This window comes from Aquabacterium sp. TM01 (assembly GCF_057808345.1).
In genome coordinates this window covers 1,306,433-1,330,202 of record NZ_AP046529.1, presented here as the reverse complement: position 1 = coordinate 1,330,202, position 23,770 = coordinate 1,306,433, and the positions used below count along the sequence as shown (strand labels likewise).

16 protein-coding genes are annotated in these 23,770 nt (G+C 64.0%); 1 reads left to right on the top strand and 15 read right to left on the bottom strand.

The genetic code is table 11. The features are described from left to right. Positions 1 to 105: 105 nt before the first annotated feature. The 12 genes from AC3WW4_RS06155 to AC3WW4_RS06100 all read right to left on the bottom strand — a co-directional run bounded on the left by AC3WW4_RS06155 (position 106) and on the right by AC3WW4_RS06100 (position 12,122). Positions 106 to 2,973, bottom strand: coding sequence for an ATP-binding protein (locus tag AC3WW4_RS06155; RefSeq protein ID WP_488827493.1), 2,868 nt, complete (start codon positions 2,971 to 2,973; stop codon positions 106 to 108). Between the two features lie 104 nt (positions 2,974 to 3,077). Beyond that, on the bottom strand, positions 3,078 to 3,446 hold the full coding sequence (locus AC3WW4_RS06150; RefSeq protein WP_488827492.1) for a response regulator: 369 nt from the start codon (positions 3,444 to 3,446) through the stop codon (positions 3,078 to 3,080). A gap of 27 nt (positions 3,447 to 3,473) precedes the next feature. Then, a complete protein-coding gene (locus AC3WW4_RS06145; RefSeq protein WP_488827491.1) occupies positions 3,474 to 4,442 on the bottom strand; it encodes a chemotaxis protein CheX in 969 nt (322 codons plus the stop codon). A gap of 26 nt (positions 4,443 to 4,468) precedes the next feature. Beyond that, positions 4,469 to 5,023, bottom strand: coding sequence for a hypothetical protein (locus AC3WW4_RS06140; protein ID WP_488827490.1), 555 nt, complete (start codon positions 5,021 to 5,023; stop codon positions 4,469 to 4,471). 5 nt (positions 5,024 to 5,028) lie between these two features. Beyond that, positions 5,029 to 5,757 (bottom strand): methyl-accepting chemotaxis protein, encoded by a 729-nt coding sequence (locus tag AC3WW4_RS06135; protein ID WP_488827489.1) that lies wholly within the window; start codon positions 5,755 to 5,757, stop codon positions 5,029 to 5,031. 313 nt (positions 5,758 to 6,070) lie between these two features. Then, positions 6,071 to 7,297, bottom strand: a complete 1,227-nt coding sequence (locus tag AC3WW4_RS06130; protein ID WP_488827488.1) for a DesA family fatty acid desaturase — start codon at positions 7,295 to 7,297, stop codon at positions 6,071 to 6,073. A gap of 200 nt (positions 7,298 to 7,497) precedes the next feature. Continuing rightward, positions 7,498 to 8,289, bottom strand: coding sequence for a lysophospholipid acyltransferase family protein (locus tag AC3WW4_RS06125; protein WP_488827487.1), 792 nt, complete (start codon positions 8,287 to 8,289; stop codon positions 7,498 to 7,500). Further along, positions 8,286 to 9,626 carry a dihydroorotase gene (locus AC3WW4_RS06120; protein WP_488827486.1) on the bottom strand — a complete coding sequence of 447 codons (1,341 nt, stop codon included), beginning with the start codon at positions 9,624 to 9,626 and terminating at the stop codon, positions 8,286 to 8,288. Before AC3WW4_RS06120 ends, AC3WW4_RS06125 begins: the two co-directional genes overlap by 4 nt. Continuing rightward, entirely contained in the window at positions 9,623 to 10,597 is a 975-nt protein-coding gene (locus tag AC3WW4_RS06115) for an aspartate carbamoyltransferase catalytic subunit (RefSeq protein ID WP_488827485.1), read from the bottom strand. Before AC3WW4_RS06115 ends, AC3WW4_RS06120 begins: the two co-directional genes overlap by 4 nt. Continuing rightward, positions 10,597 to 11,109: a bifunctional pyr operon transcriptional regulator/uracil phosphoribosyltransferase PyrR gene (gene pyrR / locus AC3WW4_RS06110; protein WP_488827484.1), complete on the bottom strand. Its 513-nt coding sequence runs from the start codon at positions 11,107 to 11,109 to the stop codon at positions 10,597 to 10,599. The genes AC3WW4_RS06115 and pyrR overlap by 1 nt, the downstream gene beginning before the upstream one ends. Next, a complete protein-coding gene (ruvX, locus tag AC3WW4_RS06105; protein WP_488827483.1) occupies positions 11,110 to 11,538 on the bottom strand; it encodes a Holliday junction resolvase RuvX in 429 nt (142 codons plus the stop codon). Next, complete coding sequence (locus AC3WW4_RS06100; protein ID WP_488827482.1) at positions 11,535 to 12,122, bottom strand: YqgE/AlgH family protein; 588 nt, start codon at positions 12,120 to 12,122, stop codon at positions 11,535 to 11,537. The genes ruvX and AC3WW4_RS06100 overlap by 4 nt, the downstream gene beginning before the upstream one ends. 57 nt (positions 12,123 to 12,179) lie before the next feature. On the opposite strand from AC3WW4_RS06100, the gene AC3WW4_RS06095 reads away from it, so the two are divergent. Beyond that, positions 12,180 to 13,724, top strand: a complete 1,545-nt coding sequence (locus AC3WW4_RS06095; protein WP_488827481.1) for a cryptochrome/photolyase family protein — start codon at positions 12,180 to 12,182, stop codon at positions 13,722 to 13,724. Positions 13,725 to 13,734: 10 nt separating this feature from the next. Here AC3WW4_RS06095 and AC3WW4_RS06090 read toward each other — a convergent pair whose 3' ends face one another. Genes AC3WW4_RS06090 through AC3WW4_RS06080 form a run of 3 tightly spaced genes read right to left on the bottom strand, consistent with a single transcriptional unit; the run spans position 13,735 to position 23,718 of the window. Continuing rightward, positions 13,735 to 14,817: a GGDEF domain-containing protein gene (locus AC3WW4_RS06090; RefSeq protein WP_488827480.1), complete on the bottom strand. Its 1,083-nt coding sequence runs from the start codon at positions 14,815 to 14,817 to the stop codon at positions 13,735 to 13,737. Positions 14,818 to 14,841: 24 nt separating this feature from the next. Continuing rightward, positions 14,842 to 21,387: a hybrid sensor histidine kinase/response regulator gene (locus AC3WW4_RS06085; RefSeq protein WP_488827479.1), complete on the bottom strand. Its 6,546-nt coding sequence runs from the start codon at positions 21,385 to 21,387 to the stop codon at positions 14,842 to 14,844. Between the two features lie 12 nt (positions 21,388 to 21,399). After that, entirely contained in the window at positions 21,400 to 23,718 is a 2,319-nt protein-coding gene (locus tag AC3WW4_RS06080) for a methyl-accepting chemotaxis protein (protein WP_488827478.1), read from the bottom strand. Positions 23,719 to 23,770: the final 52 nt, after the last annotated feature.

Below are 23,770 nucleotides of genomic sequence, written 5' to 3'. Positions count from 1 at the left end.
GTCAGCAGAAACTCAAAAACCCGCCAGTGCAAACCGGCGGGTTTTTTGTTTGTGTGGCACAGAACATGAGAGGCCGTCAGCCCCTCATGCCCTGCCCGCCTTGACTCACACCGCCAGCGGTGCGAGTTGGCGGTCAGGCGTTGGCGCCTCAGCCGGCAGGTCCAGTTGGGTGCCGAAGCGGGCAGGCAGGCTGACCACCAAGTCGAAGGCACGGAAATCGGCGCCCGTGCTGGCGTCGAGGAAGTGAATGTGGACGTCACCGCCCTCACGCTGCAAGAAGCCGCGCACGGCGTCCATGCCCACCCCACGTCCGGACACTTCGGTCACCTGCTCGGCCGTGGAAAAGCCGGACAGGAAGATGGTCTGAGCCACAGCTTCGTCCGAACGGGCCTCCTCCGCATTGAGCAGCCCCTGCTCTACGGCACGCGAACGGATGCGCGCCAGGGCCAGACCACGTCCGTCGTCGTGCAGTCGGATGCGCAAGCCGCCCACGTCGAGCTTCATCTCGATGTCAATGCGCCCCGCAGCAGGCTTGCCGGCCGCCAGACGCTCGGTCGCCGTCTCCAGCCCGTGGTCCATCGCGTTGCGCAGCAGGTGGGTGAACAGGTTCTTGAGCAAAGGCGCCACCTGGTTCTGCACCACCACGTGATGGTCGTGCAAGCGGATCACCGGGGGCTCCTTGCCCAGCTCACGCGCCAGGGAAGGCAGCGAGTCGAGCTGACCGGCCAGCACACTCTCCAGGCGCTCGGTCCCGATCTGACTCAGGGTCAGCTTGACCTGCTGGAGGGCACCTCGCAAAGCCGCTGCATCGTCGAGGTTCACACCGGACAGCAGGTCCAGCGACTCGGCCAGGTGCTCGCGGTCCACCAAGGCGTACCGCTCGACACTGCCGCGGCGGCCAGGGCCCTTGCGCCCCAGCACGTTGTCATTGATGCGAGCGTACTCTTCCACCATCGCCTCGACGCCGTCCAGGGTCTGCAACAACTCGGGCGCGTTCCAGACCGCGTCGGGATCCTTGCGGAGCTGGTCATAGGCCTGCTCGGCCTCGTGCACGAGGTTGGTCAGGTGGATGAAGGCATAGGTGCGCGCATTGCCCTTGATGGTGTGCATGTTGCGGAACAACAGCGCCACCGCGTCCAGGTCTTTGCCCGAAGTTTGCTCGATGAGCTGGCGGTTCTCGACGATGAAGCGGCGCGAGCCATCGATGAAGTCACTGAACTTCTCCTGGGTCACCGGCAGGATCTGGCCGATGATGTCCAATTCGCGCTTTTGCTCCGAGGCCTCCTGCTCCAGTCGCTTGAGTTCGGTGACGTCGCGCACGCAGACCATGAGCTTGTCCACCGTGTCGTCTTCGTTGCAGATGGGTGACCAGCTCAAGGCCAGTGATTTCACTCGGCCGTCCGGCATGGTCTTGTCCAGCTCGGTGACCATCAGGTGGCTGTTGAACTCGAAGTTCATGACGTCTTCACCCACGCAGCTGGCGGCAGCGGCCTCGACCGAGGACAGCGCGTCCGAACCCAGAGAGCTGTTGCTGAACAGCAGGGACATCAGGTTCTTGCCCGCGATGTCTTTGGTTTCGAGAATGGTTTCCAGGTAGGCCGAGTACTCCGGGTGCACCTCGTTGCTGGCCGTGACGGTGAGCACGCCCTGCGGCAGATTCTCCAGCATGCTCTGGATGTCCTGGCTCTTTTCACGCAGCTGCGCCGTGCGCTCGCTGACCAGGCCTTCGAGGTTGTCGTTGATGCCCTGCAGGTCCTTGACGAGTTTGCGGTTCTCCATGAAGGTGTTTGCAAACCGGGTGGAGGCCACGTACATCATGGCGCTCATGTAGATCAACACGCCCGTGAAGATCAGCGACACCGATGAGATCTTGCCCAAGGCCAGCAGCACGTCATTGAGACCGGTGCCCAGGAAAATCAACATGGCCACCGACAGGATGGCGGCCCCCGACTTGCCTTCACGCCAGGCACGCAGCAGTTGCCAGGCGCTGATCGATCCGGAGATCAGGTTCAGAACAAACAGAACCGGGCGCACCTTCTGGAAAAGTTCGACGTTCGGCACAAACATCATGCTGCCGATGATGCCGCACAGCACGATGTACACCCCACCCTTCACCCAGTTGAGTCGCGGCAGGAAGCGGTGGGTGATGTACTGCCCGAACATGTAGAACATGAAAATACCCATCAGACCGGTGTAATGCGAATAGAGCATCACCTCCGGGCTGAACACTTTCATGAAGTAATCACCAGGCGAGCCGAAGAAGGGGAAGATGAAGATGCCAGCCAGGGCTGCCGTCAGGTACAGGGGGTATTGGGTCTTGGAGTAGACCAGCAGGAAGAACAGCCCGAACACGAACATCGTGTACGCCGCGATGGTGCGCGCTTCACCGCCCCAGAACTGCCACAGCGCCAGGCTGCTGTCATGCTGGTTGTAGCGGTGCACCTCGAAAGGCAGCTGGTAGACACCGGTCATGAGGGGCGTTTCCACACGGAAGGCCACCACGTGGTCAGGTTTGCTCACTTTGAAGCGGACCGGGATCGGCTGGATGGAGTAGTAGCGCTCGACGTTGATGTCATGGGGCCGTTGGTACACCTCCTCGCCGTCCACGTACACGTGCATGCGCGCCATGTAGGTGTTGACCATGAAGACGACCTCCTGACCGATGAGAGAGGGGTCGAACTTCAGGTTGCCGCGGTACCAGCCGACGGTGAACACCTTGCCATCGTTGTAGGCGGGTTTCCAGGGGCCGGGCGCCATGATCAGCTTCCAGTCCTGGGTGTCCAGAACCGGGTTCTTGTTTTCAGGGCGGTCGTCACGGGTGAAAAGCCACTTGCCTGCCAATTTGACAGGCTTGTCGAGCGACTGGATTTCGATGTGACAGGAGTGGCAATCGGGACGCGTGTCGGCCGCACGAGCGGTCCAGGACAGCAGCATGCCCAAAAGGGCCAGCATCAGGAAACGACTGATGGACATGAGGTGTACCTCTCTGATGGAGGGCGAGCAAACAGATCAGCGACCCGTGTGGTCACATGCGTCGGTCTGCGAGCAAAGAGCAAAAAAACAGACGGCTGAGACGTTCAGGCTTCAGCCAGCTTTTTGAAGGTGGCGATCACGGCATCGCCCTTGAACGGCTTGACGATCCAGCCCTTGATACCCGCCGCCTTGCCCCGCTCTTTCATGATGGGCGTGTTCTCCGTGGTCAGCATGATGATGTTGACCGCGCTGTTGCGCAGCTCGCCGCGGATCTTCTCGGCCATGGTCAAGCCGTCCATGTTGGGCATGTTGACGTCACTGACCACCAGCTTGATGCGCGCATCGGCCTTGAGCTTGTCGAGCCCGTCACGCCCATCGACCGCGGTGACCACATCAAGGCCACTCTTTTTGAGGAAATCTCCGACTTCATTGCGGACGGTTGCGGAGTCGTCAACGACGAGTACTTGTGCCATGGTGTATCACCTCTTGAGAAAGTTGGGTCAGAAAAGTTCGAGTTCACCCGACTCGAACAGGTCCTCTGTGAGCACTTCGTTCTCCTTGAACTTTTCAGGCGCCCAGCTGAGGTTGAAAACAAAACGTTGGTACAGCACCAGGGGGGTCGCCTCCCCCTTCGGGTCGAACAGGGTGTAGCGAAAGCACAGCTGCGGGTCTTCGGAGCCGAAGGAGATGTAGCGGTGCTGGTGGTTGACGATGAGCGGCACCTGGGACTGGCGCCAGTCAACCGGCTCGCTGGAAATGAAGCGGTTCTTGAACGCACCCCAGATCAGGTTGGTGACTTCGCCCATCACATGGTTAATGTCCCGGAAGTTGGCCGGATCACGCTTGATGTGGGTGCGCCCGTCCTCCACGTAGGTGATGAGAGGATCTTCCTCGGTCTGCAGCATCATGTAGCCACGACACCAGGTGCTCTCTAGTGGGATCAGCGTGAACAGTTCACCGTAGATGAGCCGGTCCCGCACCATGTAGGGAGCTTCGCTCCGAACTTCGATGCCTTTGAACTGGTTCTCCAGCGTGGTCTTGGTGATCTCGGTGATGCCCCGCACCAGCGCGTTGGGATACTGGAAGCTGAAGATGCTCTTCTCGATCAAGGGTGCAAGATCGTCGATGGTGCCCGTGGTGTAGGCCGCGGTGAAGATGCCGCGAACCGCCTCGGGCAGATCGTCGAGGTGAGAGACCGTGTCACGCCGCAGGAAGATGGGCAACTCCGGGCGGATCGCGTGGATGGCATGCGCGAGTTCGAGCGCATTGCCCCCTTCCACGGAGTAGGTCTCCTGCATGAAGATGGCGCCCAGATCCACATTGGACTTGAGCACCGACAGCGCCGCCCCGGCCTGCGGCTTCACCGGAATGAGGTGATGGGCCTCACAAAATGCCTTGATGTGCCCGCGAACCTCGGCATCATCGTTGAGCACCAGCACCTTGCTGACCAGTTGAGCGGTTTCCTGCATGTTGTGTGTCTCTTGCAAAGGGAGGGTCAGAACAGTTCCAACTCGCCGTGGCTTTCTTCGACCACGGAGGTGTCCGCCTGGAAATCGATGTCGGCAAAATCGCAGACGCACAGGCTGGCGTGAAACGTGACCTCGTCGTTGACGACCACACGGAAATACCGGATGTAGCTGGCATCGAGCTCATCCAGGTGATCAATGCACTGGCGCTCCAGCACATTGGGGGTCGACATGCCGAGGTAGGGGAAGTGGTGCGACAGGTCGCGGTTGAGCGCGCCACAAAAGATGTTGCCCACCTCGCCAATGACGTCGAGGTAATCGGCCTCGGTCATGGCCTCGGGCGTGGAACGGTGAATGGCCGCCAGATGGCGTCGCGTCCCGGCATCGAGCGTGAAGGACATCATGGTGATGGCGCGAAACAGGTAGGACGACACGGTGAGCAACACCATGCGTTCTTCCTGGATCTCGCTGCTGTCGTCGAGGACGGTGACGTCCACGCGGTCATCGGACGATGACACCACCGCTGCTTTGAGCGCGTTGGTGACGAAGAACTCGAAACCGACCTGAGCTTGCTGGCTGATCATGCTGCTCAGACGGGTTCGGCCACCAAGATGGTGCGGGTCTTGTTGTTGATGACCTGCAATTCGGTCACCGCGCCAATGATCATCTTGCCGCCGGCCTGCAGGTCCTGGAAGGTGGTCGTGGTGATGAGGTCGTTCTTGTGCAGGTTGTTGCTGTAGTCCTTGGACAGTGCCTCGGCCCGGTTGGCCAGACCACGCACTTCGTTGGCCACGACCGCGAAGCCCTTGCCCATTTCACCGGCCCGCGCCGCCTCGATGGAGGCATTGAGCGCAACGATGATCACCTGACGCACGATGGAGGCGAACTCGTCGTTGCGATCGTGCATTTCGCGGTTGTGAGAGATGAGCACGCTCATGTCGGCATGCCAGCGCTCGAAGGTCTTGATCAGCCCCATCAGCTTGTCGATGGCCGCCCCCAGCTGGTTGCAGGTCTGCAAGGCTTGTTCGCGCGAGAGCGCGCCACCGCTGTGCACCTGATGCAACTGTTCTTCCAGACCGGCACGCATCTGGGCCAGTTGAGCGTGCGCGTCCGTGTCTTGCTGCTGCCGGGCGTGCTCCTGCTCCTGCAGTTGGGCCTGCAGCCCATCGATTTGGGCTTGCCAGGCCTGTTGCTGCGCCTGCACCTCGGACTGCGGCACCAACACGCCGCGAGCCAGCCACGCACGTCGCTGGTACCACCAGGTCACCCCTGCGCCAAGGATGCACCCCACGACACCGATCCCCAAATCAAGCCACATGTTCGAACCTTTGCCGTCACTGAAATCGCGCGACTGCGTTGACACAGTCGGCGTCTGTTTCGTGCCCACCTTTCACCCGGCAACAGGTTCACGGCTTTGACTGACAGAACGAGTTCAGATTACAGGACAGGGGCTCCAGGACACCTTGGGGAAAGTCGCCAATCGCGATGCGAAAACAACACGCATCGCGCCAAAGTTCACGTTACAGGATGTGACAAGCTGACCCGCTTTGAGGGCTTGCCCTGATTCAGGCAGCGCACCCACAAAAAAACCCCGCATCAGCGGGGCTTTTTGTGGGGAGGCGAGGCGGCGGTCAGGCGTGAGCCGCACGCAGTTTGCGCGAGAACTCCTGCAGGGCAGCAATGCCACTGCCTTCTGCGCGATGGCACCACTCCTGCAGATCGTGCACCAGTTGCTCGGCCGAGACGTTCGTGCGGGTCCACAGGGCGCGCAGCTCTTCGCGCATCGCGATCAGCTGGTCGAGCTGCGGCAAGCTGGCGCGAGCCTGCTGCACCTGTTGCGCCATGCCCAGAGGCATTTGTGCTTCGTCACGGTGCACCCAGTGGCGAACACGTTTGAGTTGGGCGGCAGTGGCAACCTGGCCGCTGGCTTTCAAGCGGGCCACCTCGCTGGCACAGGTGCGACGCACTTCACGGGCATAACCGGCCATCAGCTCGTAGCGATTGGCCACAATGGCCTCCAAGGTCTTCGCATCAGCCACCGGCTTGATGTCGCCCAATGTCAAACGTGGCGGGATCTTGCGCACCTTGGCCAGGCCCATCATTTCCAGGGCACGGATGTAGCCCCAGGCAATGTCAAACTCGTAGGTCTTGACCGACAGCTTGGCCGATGTCGGGTAGGTGTGGTGGTTGTTGTGCAGCTCTTCGCCGCCAATGATGATGCCCCACGGCGAAATGTTGGTGGAGGCATCAGGGGCCTCGAAATTGCGGTAGCCCCACCAGTGGCCCAGACCATTGATGATGCCGGCTGCGGTGATCGGGATCCAGGCCATCTGGACCGCCCAGACTGTGATGCCGATGACGCCGAACAAGGCCAGGTTGATCGCCAGCATGACGATCGGGCCCCAGTTGTTGCGCGGGGTGTAGAGGTGGTGTTCCAGCCAGTCATCGGGGGTGCCATGGCCGAACTTCTTGAGCGTTTCGGCCTTCATGGCCTCGTCGCGATAGAGCTCGCGGCCTTGTAGCAACACGGTCTTGATGCCATGGGTGACGGGGCTATGCGGGTCTTCGGCGGTTTCGCACTTGGCGTGGTGCTTGCGGTGCACGGCCACCCATTGCTTGGTGACGGTGCTGGTGGTCAGCCACAGCCAGAAGCGGAAGAAATGCGAGGGAATGACGTGCAACTCCAGCGCGCGGTGCGCCTGGGAGCGATGCAGAAAAATGGTCGTGGACGCGATTGTGATGTGCGTCACGATGAGGGTGAAGGCCAGGATCTGCCAGCCACTGGCATCCGTCCAGCCATTGATTGCCCACTGCACGATGCTGTCATGCAGCGAAGCCCAAAACCCGAAATCAAACATTCATTACCTTTCAAGGACGGCAGATTGTAGAGGTCCCCTTGCCGATGCATTTAACCCAGGACAAGATAGACCGTCAGACTACCAGGGCGACTGTAGCTGAGCCCACCCTGCAGGGCCACCCGCCATCGCCGGCGCCCGGCGCCCGGCGCCATTAAGCACGGAATGTCCGAAATCTTCACCCTGGGGTGATGACGCGGCGCTCAGGGGGTCACGGCCGAGCCAAGTTGGTCTTGCAACAGGGCTGCCAGCGCCCGGCGATCGGCATGGATGGTGCTCAGCAGCGGCAGGACGTGCACATGCACGACCAGTCCGCGCGCCGACACCACAGCCCACAGGGACTGCCACAGGCTGGTGTCTCCGACGTAGGCCGCCAGCGGGCTGACCGCGTGCACGGGATCGGCGTAACGCAGTGCCACGGGTTGCACCGGCACTGCCGCATCGATCGCCGACTGCAAGAGATTGGGGTGAAAGTGCAGCACCCCGTGCCCCGTGCCTGTGGTGCCCTCGGGAAAGACCGCCAGGGTGTGTCCCTCGCGCAGCCCCTTGGCCATCAAACCCAACACGCGCATGGCGTCGCGGCGACGTTCGCGCGTGAGGTAGAGCGTGCCCGCCTGAGTGACCATGCGCCCGACGATGGGCCAGTCCGCCACCTCGGCCTTGGAGACGAAACGCGACGGCACCACGGCGTTGAGGGCCACGATGTCCAGCCAGGACACGTGGTTGGACACCACCAGCTTGGCGCCGGGGCGGGCTTGCCCCTGCACGACCAGCTCGATCCCGAGCATGCGCAGCAGCTGCCCCGACCAGCGCACGCACTCGGCGTCACGGCCGTGCTCGTTCAACCGCGGCCACACCAGCCAGGAGCGGACGTAGCCATGCAGCACATGCCCCACCACCCGGCTCAGGCGCCAGGCGACGCGCGGCACGGCGAGCAAGGATTTGCCACGAAGGAGGCGTTGAGACAACGCCGGCTCTCGGGGCACCAGGCTCATGCGTCGAGGCGGTCGTTGGCGTCGTGCGCCACCTGACCAGCCACCAGCGTCAGGCGCACACGACCGGCCAGCTCGAAACCGGTGGACTCGAATGCGAACGGTGTGTGCTTGCCCTGGCTCACCAAGGCCGACGGCTGCACCTGCCAGCGCACGGCCGGGTCGAACAAGACGATGTCTGCCACCCCGCCGGCGACCAGGCGGCCGGCGCTGTGGGTCAGGGAGCCCAGCGCATCGCCCAGCACCTTGACGGGGCCCTGGGTGACCACCGACAGGGCCTGACGCAGCTTGTCGGGCGCAGGCTGGTCCTGCTGGTCGGCCCCCGACCACTTCATGGCCAAGCTCAGCAACAGCTCCACCCCGGTGGCACCCGGCGTAGCTTCCCCGAAAGGCAGCGTCTTCTCGTCTTCGCTGACCGGGTTGTGATCAGACACCAGCGCATCGAGCGTGCCATCGAGCAGGCCCGCGCGCAGCGCATCGCGGTCACGCCCCTGGCGCAACGGTGGGGTCACGCGCATGGAGGAGTTGAAATAGCCAATGTCCACATCGGTCAGCATCAAGGAGTTGATGCTGACGTCGGCGGTGATGGGCAGGCCCTGCGCCTTGGCCTGGCGCACCAGCTCAACACCCGCCGCGCTGGAGAGGCGACACAGGTGCACCCGGGCGCCCGTGACCCGCGCCAGTTCGACGATGGTGTGGATGGCGATGGTCTCCGCGCTGACCGGCACACCGGACAGGCCCAGCCGGGTGGCCACCGCACCGCTGGCCGCCACGCCCTTGCCCAACCAGGGATCATGCGGACGCAACCAGACCGTGTAGCCGAAGGTGGAGGCGTACTGCAAGGCGCGCTGCAACACCTGGGTGTCCTTGATCGGCGCCTCGGCCTGCGAGTAGCCCACGCAACCAGCTTCATGCAGCTCGGCCATCTCCGTCAGGTTCTCGCCCTTGAGGCCACGGGTCAAGGCCCCCAGCGGGAACAGGCGGCAGCGGCTGAGCTTGCGGGCACGCAGCTTGAGCATCTCGACCAGCCCAGGCTCGTCCAGCGCCGGATCGGTGTCGGGCAGGCACACCACACTGGTCACGCCGCCGGCGGCCGCCGCCGCCAGTTCGGACTCCAGCATGCCCTCGTGCTCGTGACCGGGCTCGCGCAGTCGCGCCGCCAGATCGACCAAGCCCGGGGCCACGATCAGGCCCGTGGCGTCGATGACGCGTTCGGGTGTGAAATCAGCGCTGACGGTGCCAATGGCGGTGATGCGGCTGGCCGTGATGGCCAGATCACCGACCTGGTCCAGGCCGGAAGCGGGATCGACCAGACGGCCGTTCTTGATCAGGATCTTCATGCTTCGTTACCAGCCAGAATGGACATCACGGCCATGCGTACGGCGATGCCGAACGTGACCTGGGGCAGGATGACGCTTTGCTTGCCGTCCGCGACGGCGGAGTCGATCTCCACGCCCCGATTGATGGGGCCCGGGTGCATGACGATGGCGTCGGGCTTGGCCAGCGCCAGCTTGGACTCCGTCAGACCGAACTCCTTGAAGAACTCACCAGCGCTGGGCAGCATGCCGCCCGTCATGCGCTCGTTCTGCAGGCGCAGCATGATGACGACGTCGGCATCCTTGATGCCCTCGGCCATGTCATGGCACACGCGCACGCCCATCTCGCGCAGGTCGCCCGGCACCAGGGTACGGGGGCCCACCACCCGCACCTCGGGCACGCCCAGGGTGGTCAGCGCGTGGATGTTGGAGCGGGCCACGCGCGAATGCACGATGTCGCCCACGATGGCCACGGTCAGGTTGGTGAAGTCCTTCTTGTAGTGCCGGATCGTGTACATGTCCAGCAGCGCCTGCGTCGGGTGCGCGTGGCGGCCGTCACCGGCGTTGACCACGTGCACGTGCGGCGCCACATGCTGGGCGATCAGGTAAGGAGCACCCGATTCAGAATGGCGCACCACGAACATGTCGGCGCTCATGGCAGACAGGTTGGCGATGGTGTCGAGCAGGCTTTCACCCTTGGAAGCCGACGAGCGCGCGATGTCCAGGTTGATCACGTCGGCGCTCAAGCGCTTGGCCGCGATCTCAAAGGTGGTGCGGGTGCGGGTGCTGTTCTCGAAGAACAGGTTGAACACGCTCTTGCCGCGCAGCAAGGGCACCTTCTTGACCTCGCGGTCGTTGACGCTCAGGAACTGCTCGGCCGTGTCCAGAATCTGGTGGATGATCGGCTTGGGCAGTCCTTCGGTGGACAGCAGGTGGATCAGCTCCCCGTGGCTGTTGAGCTGCGGGTTGCGCTGGGGTTTCCGGATGGCGGTCATCAAACCCTCTCGAAATGGAATTGGAAGCGGCCGTCGTCGGCGCGGCCCAATGCCACACGCTCTTCAGACGGCAAGGTGATACGGGCAGCCGACAGGGCCGGCTCGAAAGGCAGTTGGCGTCCGCCACGGTCGACCAGCACGGCCAGCGTGACACTGGCCGGACGGCCGAAATCGAACAGCTCGTTAAGGACAGCGCGGGTGGTGCGGCCGGTGTAGATCACATCGTCGATCAGCAGAATGTGGGCGCCATCGACCTCGAAGGGCAGATGGGTCGCGTCCTTGGACGAGACCATGCCGCGGGAGCCGAAGTCGTCACGGTGCAGGGCCGACGAAATCACGCCATGCGGGGTCTGCAGACCCAGATCGGCGTTCAGCCGCTCGGCCAACCAGGCGCCCCCCGACCACACGCCCACCAGCACGGTCTCAGGCGTGACCAGACGGCGCACGCCGGTCAGCAAATTGGCATACAGGGCCTCGGCATCGAGGTGCAAGGTGTGGGGCGAAGTGCTCACTCAGGCCTCTTTCGGGGTGTCATCCACGGGATGATCGTTGAAATACTGTTGCAGCAAGATGGCAGCGGAGGCGGCGTCCAGATCCCGGGCGCCGAAGCCCTGGGCCTCGGTGGTGGAGTACCGCTCATCCACCTCGTGCACCGGCAGGTGAAAACGTCCGCGCAACTGACCACCGAACTTGCGCGCGCGCAGGGTGTTCTCGTGCTCGGCCCCGTCGGGGTGAAACGGCACGCCGATGACGAGCGCATCGGGCCGCCACTCCTCAATCAACTTGCCGATCTGGGCAAACCGCTCCGCCCCTTCGGCCGCGACCGTGCGCAGAGGCTGGGCCTGGCGCGTCAGGCTGTTGCCCGTCGCCACGCCCACCCGCTTGAGGCCGTAATCGAAGGCCAGAAAATGCCGGATCACCGAGGCAGGCTGGGCGCTCATGCGTGACCGGCCTCACCCATCAGGAAGTTGCGGTCAATGCCCAGCAGCGACAAAGCCTTGTCGTAGCGCTGCTCCACCGGCGTGTCAAAAATCACTTCGGGATCGGCGTCAACGTTCAACCAGCCGTTGCGCGAAATTTCCTCTTCCAACTGCCCCGCGGTCCAGCCCGAATAGCCCAGGGTGATGAACACCTTGCGCGGCCCGGCACCGTTCGAGAGCGCCTCCAGCACATCGCGTGAGGTCGTCATCTCCAGCCCGCCGCCGATCTTCAAGGTGGAGTTGTAGTGTCCCCCCTCGTCGTCGAGGCTTTCGTGCAGCACAAAACCGCGCTCGGTCTGCACCGGCCCGCCCAGGTACACCGGGCGCTCGGCCAGGTCACTGCGCTCCAGGGACAGGTCCACCTTCTCGAACAGGTGCTTCAAATTGATGTCAATGGGTCGGTTGATGACCAAACCCAGCGCACCCTTGTCGTTGTGCTCGCACAGATAGACCACAGTCCCGGCAAAATTGCCGTCCACCATGCCCGGCATGGCGATGAGAAACTGATTGGTCAGATTGATGGGGGAAGATGCGCTTGGGGACATGCGCCGATTTTAGACGCCCATGCTGATCCGTACCGCCTATCTGTGAATTAGACGACCATGAGCGAATCGAATGCCTCGGCCCTGGTGTGGTTCCGCCGCGACCTGCGCTGCACAGACCATGCCGCCCTGTTTCACGCCCTGAAACAGAACCGTCGGGTCTGGTGTGCCTTCATCCTTGACAGCGACATCCTGGAGCCCCTGCCCCGCCAGGATCGCCGTGTGGCCTTCATCCGCGACAGCCTGGTCGAGCTGGACCAAGGGCTGCGCGAACTGGCCCTGAACGCGGGCGTCCCCCAACCCGAGCACGTCGGCCTGATCGTGCGCTACGGCTCGGCGCGTTCGGTGATCCCGCAACTGGCCGGCGAGTTGGGCGTGCAATCGGTGTACGCCAGCCACGACGACGAACCCGATGCCCAGGACCGCGACGCCCAGGTGCGTGGGCGCCTGAGCAACCTGGGCGTGGCACTCTACACGGTCAAGGACCACGTGATTTTCGAGCGCAACGAGGTGCTCACCGGCAACGACACGCCCTACGGCGTCTTCACCCCCTACAAGAACGCCTGGCTCAAGAAACTGGAGCCTTTCTACGTCAAGCCCTACCCGATCACGCCCTACGCGGCTCGCCTCGCCCCTGTACCGGTTGCGGTGGATGCACTGGGCGCCGCGCACATCCCCACCCTGGCCGACATTGGTTTCGAAGAGGTCGGGCCGCTGAAAGTGGCCCCGGGCATGTCCGGCGCGCAGGCGCTGCTGGACGACTTCCTGCACCGCATCGACCGCTACGACGCCACGCGCGACTTCCCGGGCCTCAAGGGACCGAGCTACCTGTCCACGCACCTGCGTTTCGGCACGGTGTCGATCCGGCACCTGGTGGACCTCGCCTGGCAGCGTGCCCAAGGGGGCTCGGCCGGGGCACAAGTCTGGCTGTCCGAGCTGATCTGGCGCGACTTCTATCACCAGATCCTGTTTCACCACCCGCACGTGGTGGGCGGCGCCTACAAACGGGAGTACGACCACATCAAGTGGGCCCACGGCGCCAAGGCCAACGCCCACTTCCTGGCCTGGTGCGAAGGCCGCACCGGCTACCCCCTGGTGGATGCCGCCATGCGCCAACTCAACCAGACCGGCTACATGCACAACCGCCTGCGCATGGTGGTGGCCAGCTTCCTGATCAAGGACCTGGGCATTGACTGGCGACGCGGGGAAGCGTATTTCGCAGAGCAGTTGCTCGACTTTGATCTGGCCGCCAACAACGGCGGCTGGCAGTGGGCCGCCTCCACCGGTTGCGACGCCCAACCCTGGTTCCGCATCTTCAACCCCATCACCCAGAGCGAAAAGTTCGATCCGCAAGGCAAGTTCATCCGCCGCTACGTGCCCGAGTTGGCCGCGCTACCCGACAAGGCCCTGCACGCCCCCTGGCTGGCGCGCCCCGCCGATCTGGCCAGCGCCGACGATGTGGTGCTGGGGCGTGACTACCCCCTGCCCATCGTGCAACACGATGAGGCGCGCACCGAAACCTTGGCGCGTTATGGGGTGGTGAGCGAGAGCAAGGTCAAAGCGAGCGAAACGCCGCGGGCACGCAGCCCACGCCGCAGCCGCTGATCAAGCGGCCTCAGAACAGCTCGACATCGCCCACGTGGGCGGTTTCCGTCTTGAGCACACCCTCGCGCACCAAGGCCTCGTAGCACAGGACCTGATTGCGCCCCTGGTGCTTGGCCTGGTAGACGCCCTGGTCGGCCCGCGAAAAGGCCACACTGGGTGTGTCGTTGTGCATCACCTCGGTGAAGCCCAGGCTGATGGTGACCTTGTTGACCTGCGGGAACACATAGGTTTCCACATTGCGCCGAAAGCGCTCGAAGGCCTGCTGGGCATCGTCTTCAGTCCCGCCGCGCAGCAAGACCACAAACTCTTCCCCACCAAAGCGGTACAGCCGGTCGTAGTGACGGAACGACTGCCGCATGATGCGCGCCACCAGCACCAGCACCTCGTCACCGATCAGGTGGCCGAATCGGTCGTTGACCAGCTTGAACAGGTCAATGTCGACCACCCCCAACCAATAGCCGGTGGCTGGCGAGGTGCGCCGCTCGCCGTTGTGGCCCGGATCGGGCTGCGACGGCATGGACGCCTTGAGGAAGGTCGCGTCGAAGGTCTGCCGGTTGAGCAAACCCGTGAGCGCATCACGTTGGCTGGACTCCAGCAAGTTCTGGAAGTTCGCAAACACCTTGAGCAAGGTCTGGATGGGCTTGAGGGCCTCCATGGCCAACGGCTTGTCCGACATCACCTCCAGGACCCCGGGCAGACCCAGCTCCACCATCAAGGGCATCACCGTGACAAAGCGATGCGTGGTGTCGATCAAGCTGGCGGCCGGCAACTCGGCCTGCTCCAGCAAACGGGAGTCGAGCACCAGTTGGCGCAACGGAAACGCCGTGACCACGGGCAGCGACTCCAGGTCCACCCAGGGTGGATCACTGACCGTCAGCTCGCCACGCCGTGCCAAACCACAGCACACCCAGCGCTGCGCCTCTTCATCCGGGCCCACCAGGCGATAGACCCCCACGCTCGCCGCGGGCAGCAACTCCAGCACGCCCTGTGCCAGAGAAACGTCGAGCATGTCTCGATCCCGCTGCGCGGTCAGCGCAGCGAGGTGAGAGATGTGGTCGCCCACCTGGGTTGGCTGTTCGACGTCGAGTTCCATGCAGCGATGAGCTTAGCAGAGATATCAGGCGTGAGCGCTTTCTGGATGTACCGCGTAACGGCCCACCAGTTCCAGCAACTCCTCTTCGCCATAGGGCTTGCCGAGGTAATGGTTCACGCCCAGCTCTTCGGCGTAATCGCGGTGCTTTTGCGCGATGCGCGAGGTGATCATGATGACGGGCATGTCGACCATCTTCTCATCGGCGCGGATGTTGCGCACCAGGTCAAAGCCGTCCATGCGTGGCATTTCGATGTCGGAGAGCACCACAGCCGGACGCTCTTGCGCCAAAGCTTCCAGCGCTTCCAGCCCGTCCTTGGCCAAGGTCACGCGGTAGCCTTCACGCACCAGCAGACGCTGGGTCACACGACGCACGGTGAGCGAATCGTCGACCACCAGCACCAGCGGCGCCTGCGCTTCGTCGGGCACTTCCTCGACCACAGCGGCCGGCGCCCCCGACTGCAACCAACCGTCGCCTGCGGCGCTGTCCGCGGCCAGGGCATGGGTGGTCAGCGCCTGGGCATGGGTGCCATAGACGGTTGCCAGCGCCACGGGGTTGTAAATCAGTGACACGGCGCCGGAGGCCAGCAAGGTCATACCCGCCAGACCGGGCATGCGCGACATCTGCACCCCAAGGTTCTTCACCACCACTTCCTGGTTGCCCAGCACTTCGTCCACGTGCAACGCGACACGCTGTTGGGCAGAGCGAATGATCACCAGCGGCAGCGTACGCCCGCCTTCGTGGCTGCGTGGGCTGAAGTCCAGCAGGGCGCCGAGCCAGTAGAAAGGCAGCGCGTGGTCACCAAAGACATAACTGCCTTGCTGGTAGGCGTGCGCCACCTCTTCGGGCTTGGCGCGGCGCACCAACTCGATCAGGTGGGTGGGCACCGCCACCGTGTGCGAACCGCAACGCAGCATCACCACCTGGGTGACCGCCGTGGTCAGCGGCACAATCAGCTTGAAGCTGGTGCCGCGCCCGATGCTGGTCGCGGTTTCGATGCGACCGCCCATGGCGTTGATCTCGGAGCGGACCACGTCCATGCCAATGCCGCGACCGGCCAGCTCGGTGACCTTCTCGAAGGTCGAGAAGCCGGGCATGAAGATGAACTGCGCCAGCTCGGCATCGCTGACCTCCTGGCCGTCCTGCAGCAAGCCCATCGCCTGCGCACGCTGGCGGATCACCGGCAGATTGAGGCCTGCCCCGTCATCGCGGAACTCGATGGCAACCTCGTTGCCCTCCTGACGCAAGGCCACGGTCACCAGACCAGAGGGCTCCTTGCCTGCCGCCACGCGCACGTCCGGCAGTTCAATGCCGTGGGAGATGCAGTTGCGCAACAGGTGCTCGAAGGCCCCGGTCATGCGCTCCAGCACACCGCGGTCGACTTCGGTGGCGCCGCCCACAATGTCCAGGCGCACTTGCTTGCCGGTTTCCTTGGCTGCCTGACGCACCACACGGTAGAGGCGGTCGGACAAGCCTTCGAACTCCACCATGCGGGTGCGCAGCAGGTCATCCTGGAGGTCGCGCGTCAAACGGGCCTGCACCGCCAATTGGTCTTCTGCGGTTTCCAGGCTGCGCTGCAAGGTGCGCTGCACGGTGGCCACGTCGTTGACCGACTCGGCCATCATGCGGGTCAGTTCCTGGAAGCGGGTGTAACGGTCGAACTCCAGCGGATCGAACTCCTGGCTGGCCGCACGGGCCGCCTCCATCCGGGTCGACATCTGGGTGTCGGCCTGCAGTTCAATGTCACGCAGTTGCTGACGCAAGCGTTCCAGGTTGTCCGTGAGGTCGTTGAGCGAGTTTCGGATCTGGCCCACCTGCGACGACAGTCGCGTGCGGGTGATGGACACCTCGCCAGCGTGATTGACCAGTCGGTCCAGCAGCTGAGGTCGCACACGCACCGCCGCCTGGGAAGCGCCCTGCTGGGCCTCGCGCACGATGCGCTGTGACCCTTGCCAGGGCTTGCCCTCCAGCGCAGTCCATTCGACCGGTGTCAGCTTGAGTTCAACCACGTCGCGAACGCCGGCGCGCTTGGGCGCCGCGCCGGTGGCCGTGCGCTCGGCACCCAGAGGCTCACCCTCGACATCGGGCACGCTGTCCAGTGCGGGGTCCGGCCACTCGTCCTGCAGCGCCGCCACATCAACCTCGACCACGCCATCGAGCACCGGTTCGCTCTCGGCGCGTTCAGCCTCGGCCTCCGCCTCTGCCGATTGCACCGCGTGCGCCACCTGCGCTTCATAGGCCTGAGCATCTTGCTGACGCAGCGCTTCGAAGACCTCCATCAGGCGGTCCACGCGTGCTTCCAGAGGCGCCACATCGTCGAGGGTCACGGTCTGGGCCGCGACGAGATGCTCGATGGTGCTTTCCAGTCGGTGCGCCAACTCGCCCAGGCGCATGGCCCCCGCCAGGCGTGCGCCGCCCTTGAAGGTGTGCAGCGTGCGCATGCAGGCGGTGCCCGCAGCGGCCTTGTCGGGCGTTTCCAGCCACTCGCGTACCTGGCCGCCCAGTTGGGGCAGCAACTCCAGCGCTTCTTCTTCGAAGATCGGGAACAGGTCGACGTCCACGCTGTCGATGGCATCGATCTCTTCTTCGTCATCCCAGCTGAGAACCACGCCGCGGGGCGCTGTAGCCGAGGCCGAAGGCTGGGACGACAACTCTTCCAGCGATTTGAATTCGGCCACGCCCAGCGGCGCGACGTCCTGCACCACATTCAGATCGATGTCGGTGCCAGGTTCCTCGACGGCCGGGGCCGGCTCCTCCGTGCGCACCAGACGCAGGTGCGAACGCTCTGCCAGACCGGCATCAGCCTCTTCCTGATCAGCGACCAGGCTGCGCGCCTCAAAGCGACGGGAAGCCTCATGTTCGTAGTCTTCCAGGCGGGCCATCAGGTCTTCGGCCGGCGACTTGAGGAAACCGGCTGCGAACTGATGCAGCAGACGACGAATTTCATCGGCAGCGTCGTTGAACAAGGCCGCCGCTTCGGCGTCCCCGGCCCCCAGCGCCTGGGCACGCATCAAGGCGTGTTCCAGCAGGCGTGCCAGCTTCGACAGATCGGTGTAACCCACCGCGCCCGAATTTCCTGCCAGCGAGTGCGCCAACGCGATCGCTTCGTCGCTGACGGGATGCTGAACTTCCAGCGCCCACTCGCTCAAGGCCGTGGTCAGGCGGCGCGACTGTTCGTCCGCCTCGTTGAGGTAAATGTTGAACAGCGGGATGCCAATGCGCAGATCGCCCACCACCTTGAACTGCTCGTCGGCGGACACTTCGGCTTCGACCACGGGTTCGGGTTCGATCGATGCCGGGACCTCGACCCGCTCCGGCGCCTCAATGGCTTCGTCCACCACCTCCAGCGGCAGGTCCAGCAGCACGTCCTCGTCGGGCAAAACGGACGCAGAGATCTCCTCGACAGAGGTCTCGACGGCCAGATCCAGCGTCACCAGCTCATCCGACTCGGCCACGGGCTCGCTGTCCAGCACCAGGTCAGGCAAGGCCTCGACCTCAATCTGCGTGTCCTCGGAAGAAGCCAGCGACAGCTCTTCAGCCGCCTGGGCCAGATCCCCGTCAGGGGTTTCGTACAGCTCACCCGACACCGTGGGGTCATCGTCCTCCAGCTGCACCACGTGCTTGGGCTCAAGGATGTTGACGCTCAGCGGCTGCTCTTCATCGTCGGCGTTGCTGCCAAGCAGGGCTTCGGCCTCGCTCAGCGACGGGTCCGTCGGTGTGGCCAACAGCTCAGGCTCGATCAGCTCGAACGACGCGTCCACGGCGGGCATGGACAGGTCCAGCTCGATGCCGAAATCGGCGATGTTCACCGTGGGCAGCGCTGACTCGGCGCGCGGCGCTTCGCCCTCTTCGGCCTCTGCTGCCACGCCGAGGTCCTCGGCCGACAGATCGAGCTCAAAGGACTCAACGGCCTCCGGCACGTCTGCCACGTCGGGCACTTCCAGCGCGACCGGCTCAGCCACCACCTCAGGCTCGGCCTGCTGGGCGACATCGCTCAGGCTGAGACGTTGACCGTGCAGGCGCAAGGCCTCGGCCACCGTCGTCACCGGCTCATGGCGCCAGGCTGCAGCCTGACCTTCGGCAATCGCATCGGTCCAGACAGAGAAATGGCTGAGGACCTCGTTGCTGACGCCCAGCAAATCGCCGTTGGCAGGCTCTTGTGTGGCCAGCCAGGCGTTGTAGAGCTGCTCAAACGACCAGGCGGCTTCACCATACTGGGTCAAACCCACCATGCGCGAGCTGCCCTTGAGCGTGTGGAAGGCGCGGCGAACCGACGTCAGGGACTCCAGATCGTCTGGCTGACGCACCAGATGGTCGAGGCTGGCGCGTGCCGTCTCGATCACTTCGCGCGCTTCCTCCAGGAAGATCTCGCGCATCTCGTCGTCTTCTTCCAGACCCGTCTCGGCGGGTGCTGTGGCGGCCACTGGCGCCAACAGCGGTGCCGGGGACGGTGCCGGCGCTTCGACTTCGGGCTCTTCAGCGCGGGTCAGACCCGACAACACGTTGGCGACCTGCTCGCGGGCCGCGGCGACCGATTCCAGATCATCAGAGGACTGGGCGGTGACCAGGGCAGCTTGAGCGGCCGCCAGGTTGTCAGCCAGTTCACGCTGCTCCTGCACATGCGGCATTTCAGCCAGCCGGTCCAGCTGATCCGACACCTCGCTCAGAGGCACATCGCTGCGCTCGAGGGTTTGCGCCACCTCGCCAGCGGCCGCCTGTGCCTCTTCTTGCTGCACCTGCTGAACGTGCTGCGCCACGGCCTCGACCGGGTCATCGGTCAGCGGCAAGGCACGCTTCTCACGGCCCATCACAGGCGAGAGCACGCCGGTATCCGGATCCAGCTTGAACAGCGACTTGGCCAACTGAGGCTGCACGCCCATCATGTCGATGAGAAAGCCCAAGGCACCCAGGTTGCTGGCCAGGCGGTCAAACACGCCACGCTGCGCGGCGTCGTCCAGATCGGTGCTGTCGAGCAGCAGGTGATCCACGTCATCGCGCATGCGCACGCTGGCCTGCGCGGCCAGATCCAGGCCCAGTACGGCCAACACACCGCGCATGGACTGCAGGATGGCGGGCACGCTCGCCAGAGGTGTGCGGTCTTGCGGGTCGCGGAAGAACTGATCAATGTGCTTTTCGGCTTCGCTCAGCGTGGAGCGCAGCTCTTGCACCACGGAGCCGATGGTGTGACGGTCGGAAACCCGGCGGTACAGGTCCTCCATCCAGGTTTCGAGGGGCTGGGCGGGCTGCCCCTGCCCCACCGCCTGAATCCGCTCGGCCAGACGCAGCAAGCGCGGCTGCTGATCGGGTTGATCGAATTCGCCGTCTTCGAGACTGGCCTCCATGTACAGCAAGCTGGTGGCCACTTCCATGGCCAGACTGGGCTCTGGCGCACTCGCCGTTGCCACCGTCTTTTGAGCCGCGTCGGCCAAGGCCGTCGCCAGCGCATCACCCTGCGTGAACAGGCGACGCAGCGAATCGCACACCAGGGCGAACTGCTCGTTCAAGCCGCCCAGGCGCAACAACTCACCGCCAGCCACGGCCGACCAGCCATCCTTGGCTCCGGCGACGCGCTTGAGCGCCTGTGTGACCCAAGCCGGGTCAAAACGACCCAGGCTGGACGCCGACAGGTTGACCGGCTGATGACGCGCCAGACCAAAGGTGCGGCGCACGCGGGCCAGCACCGAACGATCGGTGGCCGGCACGTCGCCTGCCTGGGCGCAGAAGAACAGCAGTTCACTGGCCAGGCGATCAGACGGGACGTCCTGACCCTTGGTGAGCACGCGCAACTGGCTGAGCAAGGAGGACAGCACCCGCTTGGCATGGACGCTCAAGGGCACATACTTGCCTGCCAGGGCCTCGAGGAAGCCACTGGCCAGCATCCAGGTGGCCGACTCACGCGAGGCGTGACGCTGCGACGCGTCGCTCGCCAGCGACGCACACAGGTCGGCCAAGGCCACCGCGTCGCCCGGCTGATTGCGGCGCATCAGCTTGAGGATGCCCATTTCGAAGTCTTCGACCGTGGCCGCATCGGGCGAACGAGGCGCCACGCCTTCCGGCGGCGCCAACGGAGCTTCGAGCGACAGCGTGGGCCAGTCCTGGCTCCACAGATCCGTGGGACGAGCCATGCCACCGCCGACACGGGCGACCAGGGCCTCGTACTGGGGGAACATCGCCATCGCGGACACCGACTTGCCCGCCAGGCGGCGCGCAATGTAGTCGAGCAAGGCAAACGAGGCGCGCTCGATTTCGCGCACCACGTCTTCGTCGATCAACTGCGGGCGGTTGACCAGTTTCTGGACCACCGCCTCGCTGGCCCGCAGCACCGTCGCCCCGGCGGGCAAGCCCGCCAGCTCCAGCGCCCCCACCCCTTGGTGGATCTGCTGCCGGGCTGTCCGCAAGACCGCCGGGTCCAGCGAGTCCATGTCGGACACGCCCACGGCGGTCGCGTCCTTCAGGCAACGATGCAGGGCCTTGTGCGCAGTGTCGAGCGACTTGCGCAACTCCTCATGCACCCAAGCCAGGGCACTGAGATCATCCGAAGGCAGGGAGGCGTCTTGTTGCAGGCTGTCCATGAATCATCCAGCTCAGGCGGAAATCTTGAATCGAGACACGGATTGCTGAAGCTCGTTGGCGGTCCGCGACAGCTCTCGCACCAGCTGGGTGGTGGAACGTGTGCCCTCCCCCGTCTGCTCGGTCACCGCGAAAATGTGCTGGATGTTGGCCACCACCACGTTCGCGGACTCGGCTTCCTTCAAGGCTTGATCAGAAATCTGCTCAATCAGCTCGGCCAGTCGACGCGACACGCGGTCGATGTCGCCCAGTGCCGAACCGGCGGCGTCGGAGAGTCGAGCCCCTTCCACCACGCCCTGGGTGGAGCGTTCCATAGCGGCCACGGCATCCTGGGTGTCGGTCTGAATGGTGCGCACCAGCGCGGCAATTTCGCGGGTCGCGTCGCCGGAGCGTTCAGCCAGACGCTGCACTTCTTCGGCCACCACCGAGAAGCCGCGACCGGCTTCACCCGCAGACGCCGCCTGAATGGCCGCGTTCAAAGCCAGCACGTTGGTCTGTTCGGTAATGTCCGAAATCAGTTCGGTGATTTCACCAATTTCCTGCGACGACTCACCCAGTCGCTTGATGCGCTTGGAGGTGTCCTGGATCTGTTCGCGGATGGTGTTCATGCCGCCGATGGCGTTCTGCACGGCCTGCAGACCGGAGTCGGCCGCCGACAGCGATTGACGGGCCACTTCGGCAGACTGCTGAGCTTGCGCAGACACTTCGTTGATTCGGCCTGCCATGTGCAGCACCGACTCACCGGTTTCGCGAATTTCACGCAGCTGTTCGTCGGAGGCGGCCAGCAGCTCGGTCGAGGTGGCTTCCACCTGACCGGTGGTTTCGGTCACCCGTTGCACCGTGCCTTGCACCTGGGCCACCAGGGTGCGCAGCTCTTCCACCGTGAAGTTCACCGAGTCGGCGATGGCGCCGGTGATGTCCTCGGTCACGGTCGCTTGCTGCGTCAAGTCACCTTCAGCGACCAGTTGCAGCTCGTTCATCAGTCGCAAAATGGCGGCCTGGTTGGCGTCATTGACGCGCTTGGCTTCACGTTCCTGACGTTCGGCTTCCTGACGCTGGTATTCGGCGATCTGAGCGCGGTGACGGTTGTCGGTCACGAACACACGCAGCAAACCGTAGGCCGATGCAGCCGACAGCAGCAGGAAGGCCAGGATCAGGACGATGTTGAAACCGCCGATGCCGGCGCCTTGCGACAGGCGCTGCTGCACCTGCTCCATGCCCTTGCGCAGGGGTTCGCTGTCGTCAATGATGGCCACCTGGGCGTCACGCGCAGCCACCAGACCTTGCAGGGAGCCCAGAATGTAAGAAGCTTGCGTGCGGGTGCCTTCGAAAATCTTCAGCAAGGCTTCCAGTTGCTCGCGCACCTCGGGGTTCTTCGCAGGGGTGAGCTTCAGGTCAGCACTGCCCTTGAGCAGGCCATCGGCAAGACCCTGGAAGGCATTCAAGTCCTTGCCCAGCAAGAACACAGCCTCGGTCGACACGCCTTCCACCGTCAGGAATTCGTTGGCCGACTTGCCGATCCGCTGCGTCAGCATCACCAACTGGCTCAAGGCCGAAGCCTCGCCCGCCGTCAGCGTGCCCGACTCGATGCGCGTGAGCGTGATGCTCTCGGCCAGGTCCAGCAACTCGGAAGACTGGGTGTTGACCTCGCGCAGCGCCTGACTCACCTGGGTCAGGGTCTGCTTCTGGCTCAGCACGAAATTGGCGTTCTTCTCGGCGCGATCGACCAGCGGCAGCAAGGGTGCCAAGGTTTCCTGGACACTGCCGGAGACGGCCTTCAGGTCGAGTTCGTCGTCGCCGTTGACCAGGCCACGCACGTTGCTGGCCAGCACCTTGGAGCTCTCGCTCACTTCGTCGAAGGCTGGCGCGCGACCGATCAGGGCCTGTGACACCGATTTGGCCAGTCGCTGCGACTGCATCAGGGCCTGACCCGTGGCAGCCGATTGACCGGCACGACGGTCAGCGGAGTTCACCGACAGGAAGGCACTGAGCACCAGGCCCAACACCCCGACGGCCAGACCGATACCCAGCAAACGCTGCTGGCGATCGAGCTTGAGATGACCCACCAGGGGCAAACCGGAGCGCGGCTCCATCAGGCTGGCTTCGGAGATCTCTTCGTTCTGCCGCTGGTAGTCAGCAGGGAACTCGGAAGGGGCCGATTCGGAAATGATGGCCTCATTGCCACCGGGCTGAATCGTCGAGGCGCCCGTTTCGGTGTCGACCACCTGAGTCCCCGTGGCCGAGACCATGCCTTCGGTGCTCAAGGCTTCCGAAGGAACCTCGTCATCGCCCTTGGTCTTGCCCATTTCCTTGATACGACTGAGGAAACTCATGTTCTTGTGCTCCAAACGGTCAGATGTATACAGCGCGCTCGACAGGTTGCCC